This window comes from Autumnicola psychrophila, assembly GCF_031846645.1.
Taxonomy (GTDB): Bacteria; Bacteroidota; Bacteroidia; order Flavobacteriales; family Flavobacteriaceae; genus Autumnicola; species Autumnicola psychrophila.
Genome location: NZ_JAVRHN010000020.1, coordinates 1 through 10,339 on the forward strand (window position 1 = coordinate 1; position 10,339 = coordinate 10,339).

8 protein-coding genes are annotated in these 10,339 nt (G+C 37.9%); 7 read left to right on the forward strand and 1 reads right to left on the reverse strand.

Going from position 1 to position 10,339, the window contains the following annotated elements; translation table 11 throughout:
* Nucleotides 1-1,309 precede the first annotated feature (1,309 nt).
* The 7 genes from RM541_RS17225 to RM541_RS17255 are packed head-to-tail and all read left to right on the forward strand — an operon-like array spanning nucleotide 1,310 to nucleotide 9,463.
* Complete coding sequence (locus tag RM541_RS17225) at nucleotides 1,310-2,335, forward strand: glycosyltransferase family 2 protein (protein WP_311501375.1); 1,026 nt, start codon at nucleotides 1,310-1,312, stop codon at nucleotides 2,333-2,335.
* Nucleotides 2,336-2,356: 21 nt separating this feature from the next.
* A complete protein-coding gene (locus RM541_RS17230) occupies nucleotides 2,357-3,223 on the forward strand; it encodes an ABC transporter permease (protein WP_311501376.1) in 867 nt (288 codons plus the stop codon).
* A 6-nt stretch (nucleotides 3,224-3,229) separates the two neighbouring features.
* Nucleotides 3,230-4,513: an ABC transporter ATP-binding protein gene (locus RM541_RS17235; RefSeq protein ID WP_311501377.1), complete on the forward strand. Its 1,284-nt coding sequence runs from the start codon at nucleotides 3,230-3,232 to the stop codon at nucleotides 4,511-4,513.
* A gap of 16 nt (nucleotides 4,514-4,529) precedes the next feature.
* Nucleotides 4,530-5,537 (forward strand): glycosyltransferase family 2 protein, encoded by a 1,008-nt coding sequence (locus RM541_RS17240; RefSeq protein ID WP_311501378.1) that lies wholly within the window; start codon nucleotides 4,530-4,532, stop codon nucleotides 5,535-5,537.
* A gap of 10 nt (nucleotides 5,538-5,547) precedes the next feature.
* Complete coding sequence (locus tag RM541_RS17245; protein WP_311501379.1) at nucleotides 5,548-6,804, forward strand: glycosyltransferase family 2 protein; 1,257 nt, start codon at nucleotides 5,548-5,550, stop codon at nucleotides 6,802-6,804.
* Nucleotides 6,805-6,806: 2 nt separating this feature from the next.
* Nucleotides 6,807-8,438, forward strand: a complete 1,632-nt coding sequence (locus RM541_RS17250) for a glycosyltransferase (protein ID WP_311501380.1) — start codon at nucleotides 6,807-6,809, stop codon at nucleotides 8,436-8,438.
* A gap of 26 nt (nucleotides 8,439-8,464) precedes the next feature.
* Nucleotides 8,465-9,463, forward strand: a complete 999-nt coding sequence (locus RM541_RS17255; RefSeq protein WP_311501381.1) for a polysaccharide deacetylase family protein — start codon at nucleotides 8,465-8,467, stop codon at nucleotides 9,461-9,463.
* A gap of 528 nt (nucleotides 9,464-9,991) precedes the next feature.
* On the opposite strand, the gene RM541_RS17260 is transcribed toward RM541_RS17255, so the two are convergent.
* Nucleotides 9,992-10,339 (reverse strand): integrase core domain-containing protein (locus RM541_RS17260; RefSeq protein WP_311501382.1); only part of this gene is annotated, 348 nt, incomplete at its 5' end.

The following is a 10,339-nucleotide window of genomic DNA, read 5'->3' on the forward strand; positions in this document are numbered from 1 at the left end:
GGCTGATAAAGCCACTTTCCCGTGGAAAAAGAAAAGGAACTATTCGAGCAAAGTAACTTGTTTGCGAAAATGTAAGCTCAGGATGCTAAGATGATGGCTGAAAAATGGCTAATATCGTTCTTGAAAATACGTGGTAAGGAAATATCTACTGTTGAAATCTGCTTTTATAGAAGATCTGTGATCAGGATTGGAATTTATGCTTGTAATCATGTTTTTTTTTCCCTTTTTTCTTTATCAGCTCTCGCTGAAAAATCCACCTTCCCTTGAAAAAAGGAAGGAGCCACTTGTGGAAATCATTCCTGGCTTTGAGAGCCTCTTATAATGTTCTAATAAGTACCTCGAAAATGGCAATTATCGTTCTCGAAAATACGTGGTCAGAAAATATCTACTGTTGAAATCTGCTTTTATAGAAGATCTGTGATCAGGATTGGAATTTATGCTTGTCATCATGATTTTTACCCTTCCGTCTTTATCAGCTCTCGCTGATAAAGCCACCTTTCCTTGAAAAAAGGGAAGGAGCCACTTGTGGAAATCATTCTTGATTTTGAGAGCCTCTTATAATATTCTAAGAAGTACCTCGAAAATGGCAATTATCAGCACTAGACCTATAGGTATTTAAAATCTCACAAGCTCTAGGGGAAGAGGAGTTTGAAGAACGGAAATTATTTTCTTTAAGTTGAACTTTTCTAGACTCATTCTTCACTCCTTTGCGTGAGGGATAGGAGCGGCTACCGTGTAGCGCGGATAGCCCGGCCCGAAGGGCACGCCCAGATCAAAATATTACCGATGTAGAAATGAAGTGTATACTTATTTCATAATTATAGTAATTATATGATCATTATTAATGGTGTGTCGAGCAAATGTATTTAATATACAGAGGAAGAATTTTATATTTTTTGATCTTCTAAATTTACTTTTATTAGCCCTTCTAATATTTCTTTCGACTCAATCGGTTATTCCTTTAATATTTTTCTCCTCAAGGACTATCGTTTATATAGGTAATGCATAAAAAAATACAACGGTTTAGGACGAGGGAAATACTTATTAACTCCTCATCGGCTGGAGAATACACGCCCTAGTGCACAGAACCAATGAAAGTATTTTATTCTCATCAAAAGATCAGGCCTTTAACTTTTAATGTTAAAAAATGCGTTATATTTTCTGCAAAAGAGTTTATAATTTGATTTTCTTTTTCTGTAAAAGTTAAATTTTTTATATATATTTAACATGATTAAGAATTTCTTACAGTTTTTATAATAAGGACGAGATAATTAAACCATTTCTGTTGTTTGAAGATATTGACTAATTCATGAACGAGCGTATTCCTGAATTCCCTCCACACATAGCAGCTCTTCCTGATATAGAGCGTCCTTTGTGGTCTGTAATTATCCCTGTATATAATTGCATTTATTATCTCACCCAAGCTCTGGAAAGCGTACTTCTTCAAGCTCCGGACCAAGAGGTGATGCATATAGAAGTAGTAGATGACTGTAGTACGGATGGTGATATAGAAAAGCTGGTGAAATGTATTGGCAAAGGGAGAGTGGGGTATTATAGACAACCGGAGAACCGTGGAAGTCTTAGGAACTTTGAGACATGCATTAATCGTTCAAAAGGTAAATATGTGCATCTACTGCATGGAGATGATAGAGTGGAAAGTGGTTTCTATGAGGAGATAGAAAGTTTGTTTCGTGATCATCCAGAGGCCGGGGCGGCTTTCACTAACTTTAATTATATTGATCATAAAGGTGAACTTGTTACTATTATTAATAAAAGTATGCTAGAAGCTCCGGGAATTGTACCTGATTTTATAAATCAGATTGGCGTAAAACAGCTTATCCAGCCTCCGGCAATGGTTGTTAAGCGTTCAACTTACGAGGCAGTGGGCAGTTTTTATGCCGTCCATTTTGGTGAAGATTGGGAAATGTGGGCAAGGATAGGGTCCAGATTTCCAATAGCTTGTTCTCCAAAATGTTTAGCATCCTACCGCGTGGGTCATGGGATCGGCATAAGTCACAAAAGCTATCTTAGCGGTCAGAATATAAAGGACATTAAGAAGGTGATAAATATTATTGAACAGCATTTACCCGAAAACCAAAGGTCCAGGATAAAAAAGAAGGCTTATGCCTATCATGCAAAATTTTCAGTAAGAGTTGCCAATACTTTGCTGCTTTTTCACAGAAAGGCAGCATTTAGGCAAGTCCAAGGCGCCTGGAGCATGAGCAGAGACTTTGTTACTCTCTTTTGGATGCTGCGTTTTTTTGCCATGTATGGCCTTAGGTATAAGCAGATAGAACATATTTTGCGTAATAGAAAGCAGATGTTCATAAAATGAATTGTTGATTACTCTAAATAAGTGAATAAAAAATCAGACAGCCATAGGCTGAAGCAATGGGAGTGGGAAATCAAGTCCGAAACCTCATGGTGGGATATTGGGTTTGTAGAGCTTTACTCTTATAAAGACCTGATGGCGCAGTTGGCCAGAAAGGATTTTCTGGCACTATATCAACAGACGCTTCTGGGGCCTTTTTGGGCACTATTGCAGCCTTTGCTTACCGTAGTCACATATGTATTGGTCTTCAATAAAATAATCGGTGTTCCCACAGATGGCGTGCCGCCTTTGCTTTTTAATATGATAGGGATTACGCTTTGGACCCTGTTCTCGGAGGTTTTTCTTCAGATATCAAAAACCTTCTCCCAAAATGCTGAGATATTCAGCAAGGTATATTTCCCGAGAATCATTGTGGCGTTATCTACCCTTTGGCTTCAGCTGCTCTTATTTGGGATCCAACTGCTTCTGCTTTTTGCGATCTATCTAATTTTTCTGTTCAAGGGGCAGGTGGAATTTAATGCCGGACGAATATTTTTAATTTTTCCAATTATTGTAAATACGGCGTGCATAGGTTTTGGAGGGGGTCTTATCTTCTCGGTACTCACAGCAAAATACCGGGATCTTATGTCTCTAATACAAGTCATCATACGGCTGCTCATGTTTGTGTGTCCGGTTTTCTACTCTCTTAGCATGGTGCCGGAAGGTGTGCGATGGTTGGTAAATCTCAATCCGTTATCCTCGTTATTTGAATATTTTAGGTTTGCATTTTTAGGCGTGGGTAGCTTAAACGACTTACACTTGTTGTACAGTGCAGGTTTTATGGTATTTATTGTTTTTTTTGGGATCCTACTCTTCAATAAGATGAGCGATAAATTAATGGACGTTTTATAAAAAGTTATGTCAAAAACAGTAATACAGGTTGATAATATTTCCAAACTTTATAATCTGGGCACCATTGGGTCGGGTTCACTGCGGCGTGATATGCAGTTATGGTGGAAAAAAAACATCCTTAACAAGGAGGATCTAAACCAGGAGATAAGGGATGGCAGAAAAATTGACACCAATGATCATATCTGGGCTCTCAAAAATATAAATTTTGAACTAAAAGAAGGGGAGATATTAGGAATCATTGGCCATAATGGTGCTGGCAAATCCACCTTATTAAAAATATTATCGCGTATTATAAAGCCTACAGAGGGTATTGTGCGTGGCAGCGGTCGCATCAGCAGTTTACTTGAAGTAGGTACGGGATTCCATTCTGAGCTTACAGGTCGTGAGAATATTTTCATTAGCGGGCATATCCTCGGTATGAAAAAAGCAGAGATATTAAAAAAATTTGATGAAATTGTTCATTTCTCCGGGGTTGAGAAGTTTATAGATACTCCAGTAAAACGATATTCTTCGGGAATGTACGTAAGGCTGGCTTTTGCTGTCGCCGCGCACCTGGAGCCTGATATCCTTATAGTTGACGAGGTATTGGCAGTGGGGGATGCTGAATTTCAGAAGAAATGCCTAGGCAAAATGAATGATGCCTCCAACCAAAGCGGCCGCACAATTATATTTGTAAGTCATAACCTACAGGCGGTTAGTAATCTTTGCTCACAAGCAATTTGGCTGGATAGAGGTAATGTTCGTGCGACGGGAAGATCCAAAGCAGTGCTTAATGAGTATCTGGGCGCACTGCATAAGAAAAGCTGGATTAAAGAATTTCCAACCTTGAGGGAGGCTCCTGGTAATGATAGGATAAGGGTTGTTTATGTAGAATTGCTTCCTCATCTTGATGATCCACTAAGCGTAATTGATATTCGGACTGCCTTAACCGTGAAATTCAGGTTTTATAATGCTACTGATAATATTGTCTTGTCTACAGACCTGTTGCTGTTTACTCTGGCGGGGGAGTGTATATTTGACATACCCTCAAAACCTGAGACATATGCCAAAGGAATGATCGAGGGGGAATGTACAATTCCCGGAAATTTTCTAAATAACGGTTCTTATATGTTCACGCTTCATTTTTCGAAAGACACATCATCAGAGCTTTTTAACTATCAGGAGTGTTTGATGTTTGATATAGCAGACTATCGTGAAAATACTAATTGGTATGACAAATGGTGGGGCTATGTGAGACCCGATTTCCCCATAATCCTTAAACCTTTGACAATTTTGAGCCAAAATGGCTGAAAAATATTAATTTAAAATGCAAAGGATACCTACATCACCACCTTACATTGAACCAATTAACAATGGGCTTCCCCGTCCATTGTGGTCCGTAATGATCCCCTCATATAATTGTTCCAGTTATTTGTCTGAAGCCATAGAGAGTGTTTTACGACAGGATATGGGGGAAGCCCTGATGCAGATAGAGGTTGTAGATGATTGCAGCACCGATGCTAACGTAGAAGAGTTGGTGAGGACCCTGGGAAGAGGGCGGGTGAGCTACTATAAGCAGCAAGTTAATGTAGGCAGTCTCAGGAACTTTGAAACCTGTATAAATCGGTCCAAAGGAGAATACATCCATTTATTGCACGGAGATGACCGGGTAAAAGATGGGTACTATTCAGCGATTAGCAAACTTTTCAAAAAATTCCCTGAAGCGGGAGCTGCCTTTTGTGCCTGGGAACATATAGATAGCGAGGGGAACTTCTCACATCAATCTCGTATAGAGGCCAAAGAACCTTGTATACTTGAAAATTGGCTTCATAAATTGGCTGAATTTCCCCGTCTGCAATATGTGGCTATTACAGTAAAGAGGGAAATATATGAAAAGCTGGGAAGTTTTTATTTAGTACATTATGGAGAAGATTGGGAGATGTGGGCCCGGATAGCTAAAAATTACGAGACAGCATACACGCCCGAATTTCTAGCTGAATATCGGGAACATAAAAATTCCATTACCTGGCGAAGTTATCAATCGGGGCAAAATATTAAAGATATTTCAAAAGTTACAGCGGCAATCATTAGCTATTTACCAAAAAAGGATCAAAGAAAGATGTTCAAAACTGCCAAAAGAAATTATGTCTATTGGATATTAAATGAAACCTTTAGTGCCTGGTTTATAGCTAAAAATAAACAAGTGGCCTATAATCAAATTAAGACCGTTTTAAGGATCTACAGGGATAATTATGTGCTTTCCAGGACAGCGCTCCTTTTACTTTATATATGGACCGACCCTTACCGAAAGTATTTTAAGAGAATGAAAACCTAAATTATTAACTATGCCTAAAATAGCTCCTTACCTAATCCAGCATGTGCAATTGCGCGAACAGGATTTAGCACATATTCCACATCCCGAAGCGGGCAATAGGCATTACTATGTCTTTTGGTGGCATAATATCCCTCTGGGTCATCTTTTTATAGAGGCTAAAGGTTGTACAGATTTTTCTAAAGCTATATTAGAAGTATTAGCTTCTACGTTAAAGGCTTACGGAGGTAATAACAAGCAGGTACAGCAAATAGACGAAGCAGCTAAATCCCGAGATTTTCAGGTCTTTTTTAGCTTAACGGAGAAAATACTTACTCCTTACAGAGCGGTAAATATTCCCGAAGAAGTGGATATCTCTGTGGTGATTTGTACGCGCAACCGTAGCGATAGTTTAAAAAACTGTCTTAATTGTTTGAAAAAACAAATTTGCAGGCCACGAGAAATAATAGTGGTAGATAACGCCCCCACAGATGATTGCACAAAGGTGGTCACGCAAGCATATAGTGCGGTTATTTATTGCAAGGAAGCACGTCCAGGTCTGGATATAGCACGAAATACAGGTGCCCGATTGGCAAAAGCATCCATAGTAGCTTATACAGATGATGACGTAAGTGTTGATGAATTGTGGTGCTACCGCGTGTGGGAAAGCTTTGTTAAAGAAGACATAGATGCAATGACAGGCTTGGTAATTGCCTCCTCACTCGAAACGGAAAGTCAGCAGATATTTGAAAAGAATTGGGGATTCAATAAAGGCTATGAAGATATTCATTTTAATAGTGATTTTATTTTTAAATCTTCAGGGGTTCCAAAAGTCTGGCAGATAGGGGCGGGAGCCAACATGGCTTTTAGAAAAAGGACCCTTGAAGTTGTTGATTATTTTGATATCAGGTTGGATGTTGGTGCAGCGGGCTGTAGTGGTGATTCTGAAATATGGTTTAGGATGCTAGCTAACAACATGAACATTTTTTACAATCCCAGGGCAATTGTGTATCATGCACATCGAAGAGAATTAAAAGAATTGCATAAACAACTATTTAATTACATGCGTGGGCATTCTGCTTCTGTCCTAATACAGCATGATCAAAACCAAACAATAGGCTACAAAAAATACCTGTATTTAAACCTAATGAGGTATTATCTGTTTTTATTTACAAGTGGTTTTCCAAAATATAAATTTCGTTATCGAACGTTATGGAGTGAATTAAAAGGTATCAAGTCGGGAATATGGTTTTACAGAAAAAATAAAAATAAACCATCAATAGCTCCTTAGCCATGCCACTACCCGAGCATTTAGAACAACAATTGGTTTCAGTAATCATTCCCTGTTATAACCACGCCAAATATCTGGCACACGCAATTAATAGTGTTTATGTGCAGTCTTACCGTTTTTTTGAAGTCATTATAGTCGACGATGGATCTGTTGATAACACTAAAGTAGTATGTGCTACCTTTCCAGATGTGCGCTATGTTTATCAGGAGAATTCGGGACTTTCCGCAGCCAGGAATACGGGAATAAAACATGCCAAAGGAGAATATCTTGTTTTTCTGGATGCCGACGATTGGCTCCTGGAGAATGCTTTGGAACGTAATATTAGTTATCTAAAATCTGATCCACGTGCTGCGTTTGTGGCTGGTGGCTATCAGTTGTATTATGAACCTGAAGATAAGATCTGGATCATTCAGCAGGAAATTACCAAAGACTATTATCGTGAATTGCTGGTTAGGAATTTTATTGGAATGCATGCAACCGTAATGTATCAACATTGGGTGTTTAAAAAATTCAGTTTTAATACCTCTTTGCGTTATTGTGAGGATTATGATATTTACCTTCAAATAACAAGATTATTTCCAATTATTTATCATACCCATTTAATTGCAGTCTATAGAAAGCACCATGATAATATGTCTGCAAATTATTCCGGGATGATGGATTATGCTTTGCGCGTATTGTCTTTTCAGAAGAAGAATCTGAAGAATAAAGCTGAAAGGGAATGCTATAAAAAGGGAAAAAATTATTGGACTACCTACTATTCCAGGAAGGTTTATGATAATTTAATAGGTAAACTCTATGCTGGAGAAGTTACATTTGAAAGGGAGGAAATAAAAACTTTAAAGAAATATGATAAACATCTTTATAAAAAATTTAGAAACCAACCTTTTGAAGATTATGAGGGTAAGAGAAAAAATTTTAAAAAGATCTGTATGAATGTTCTTAGAAAAATTTTCGGTAAAATAAAAAAGAAACCGACAATTCCTAGAGTGAAAAAAATTAATCTTGGTGATTTCGATCGTACAAGTCCATTTAGTACTCAGTTTGGATACGACCGCGGGGGACCGTTAGACAGGTATTATATTGAAAATTTTCTGAAAGCATATTCGTCCCAAATTAAGGGCCGGGTATTGGAAATAGGTGATAATTCATATACTTTAGAATTTGGAGGTGATGCAGTTATAAAAAGTGATGTTTTGCATATCGATGAGTCAAACCTTCAGGCAACATATATAGGTGACCTTAGCAATGTTCCACATATTCCATCAGATAGTTTTGATTGCATTGTGCTTACCCAAACCCTAAACCTTATTTACGATTTTAAGGCGGCTATTGCCACCTGCTATAGAATTTTAAAAACGGGGGGGACTTTATTAATTACCGTACCAGGTATCAGCCAGGTTGCGCAAGACGGATGGGGGAAATATTGGCTTTGGTCATTTACTGATGCATCTATGCAACGGCTAATGGAAGAGTATTTTCCTTCTAAAAATATTTCAGTAAAAACCTATGGTAATGTTATGGTCGCAAGCGCATTTCTTTATGGAATGGGATTGCCAGAAATTAATAAAAAGAACATAGATGCACATGATCCCCACTACCAGTTAATCGTGAGCGTAAGTGCTGTTAAATAAAACCCGTGGATAAGATGTGGAGCCGGATGAGAAGATATTTCAACCAATCAGGATCTAAGGCAGTTGTACTAATGTACCATAGGATATGTAACCTCAAAACAGATCCTTGGCAATTAGCAGTTAGTCCGGAAAATTTTAGATCTCAAATAAAAATGCTCAAGAAAAACTTCAACGTATTACCTCTTTGGAGACTTGAAGAGCAATTTAACATCGGTAAACTGAAGCACAAAAGTGTGTATATCACATTTGATGACGCGTATACCGATAATTATATATATGCCAAACCTATTTTAGAGAAATATAAATGCCCGGCGACTTTTTTCGTGCCCTCGTATTTTATTGGGAAAGGACAATTATTTTGGTGGGACGCCTTAGAAAGGATTTTCCTTCATTCCCCTTGGCTACCAAATCAATTAAGGCTCATGATCGATAATAAATCGAATAATTTTTATTTGGAGACTGAAAACTTGACAAAGGAGGTGAAGGAGAAGCAGGAGGCCTGGAGGTGGTTTAATCCGTCGCCTACTAAAAGATGTGAATTGTACTTAAAAATATGGGAACTTTTAAAACCAATTTCTCACAATAAGATCGTGGATGTTATAGATGCTTTACAAAAATGGGCTGGCTATTCTCCTGTTTTAACGGCCGAGGACTATGCTATGACAGATGTACAGCTAAAGGACCTGGCATCTAATACCCTTTTTAAGTACGGCATACATACCCATACTCATCCCGCTCTGTCAAGTTGTTCGGCAGAAAAACAATCTCAGGAAATCGCGGTGAACAAAAAGTTTTTGATTGAACAGAGTTACCCTGTTATTAATGCCATAGCTTATCCTTACGGTAATTATAATGATGTCACGATAAAGGTGGCCTCGCAAAACGGGATGAAGATGGGTTTTAGCACAAAGAGAGAAGTGGTTAATCTCAATTCTATGCCGCTTAGTCTTGGAAGGGTTCAGGTTAACAATACTCATGGATTAGTTTTGAAGAAGGAACTTATGCAATTACTCAATTCAGAATGATTTGCGGTTATCGTGGCTTTAGACTTTATAAGACATAAATTTAAGGGTTTCTTCCTTTGTCAACTCTCGCTGATAAAGGAGAAGCTCTTGGAAAAAGGAAAGGAGCGTTCGTGGTAATCTCCGGTGTTTAAAAAACATTTCTTTAGATTCTTAAGGTCGATGTTCTAAAATGGCAATTATCGTTCTTGAAAATACGTGTTAAGGAAATATCTACTGCTGAAATCTGCTTTTATAGAAGATATGTGATCAGGATTGGAATTTCTGCTTGTAATCATGTTTTTTACCCTTCCGTCTTTATCAGCTCTCGCTGAAAAATCCACTTTCCCTTAAAAAAGGGAAGGAGCCACTTGTGGAAATCATTCCTGGCTTTGAGAGCCTCTCATAATATTCTAAGAAGTACCTCGAAAATGGCTATTATCAGCACTAGACCTATAGGTATTTAAAATCTCACAAGCTCTAGGGGAAGAGGAGTTTGAAGAACGGAAATTATTTTGAACTTCCCTAATTAGTGTTGACCGGTTTTATATATTAATTTTCATTATCAAAAATAGTAAATACTGGCCTTTCCTTTGGGTTTAGAGCGGACCAATATTTCTCAAATTCATCAGGGTTTCTTTTTTGTAAATGATCGTGTGATCTTTTTTTGTTATAATTAGTCACAGCTCTTTTAGTTTGGTTTTTTAACTGGCAAAAGGTCTGCGGTCTCCAATGATCAAGATATTCTTCTTTTATGGTCCTGTTGATCCTTTCTGCATAAGCATTGTCCTGAGCACTTAAAGCCATGCTAATAATAGTTGTATTAGCTTTTAGCAAATCAATATAAGATTTATAAGTGTATTGGCTTCCCCTGTCAGAATGATGGATCTTCGGCGCTTT